The sequence below is a fragment of the Tamlana crocina genome (genome assembly GCF_012037625.1).
In genome coordinates this window covers 1-425 of record NZ_JAAVJS010000295.1, presented here as the reverse complement: position 1 = coordinate 425, position 425 = coordinate 1, and the positions used below count along the sequence as shown (strand labels likewise).

The following is a 425-nucleotide window of genomic DNA, read 5'->3' as shown; positions in this document are numbered from 1 at the left end:
ACCTCACCCCCGGAGAAAATGAAAAAGCCATGTTTGGAAGCTGGAGTGATGACAAGAAGTCGATGATATATCTTTCTAATGTAAGAGATCCTCAGTTCTTCGATGTTTACAAAATGGACATTGGGAAATGGGAGCCTCAAATGATCTACCGTAATGACAAAGGTTTCCAATTAGAAGGAATTTCACATGATGAAAACCTGCTTATGCTTTCTCAACCTATTACTACGAGTGAAAATAAGCTCTTTTTGTATAACAGGGCGCAGGATAAAATGACTGAAATCTCTAAAGAAAAAGGAAGTTACTCTGCTTCCGGATTTAGTGAAGATGATAGATTCCTGTACTACATTACAGATGTGGGTAAAGAATATGCGTACCTGGTAGAGTACAACCTGGAATCAGGCGAAACGAAAACCGTTTATGAAACC

General features: G+C 38.8%; 1 pseudogene. It reads left to right on the top strand.

The features are described from left to right. A pseudogene (locus HC176_RS16790) lies at nt 1-425 on the top strand (S9 family peptidase); the annotation flags it as partial.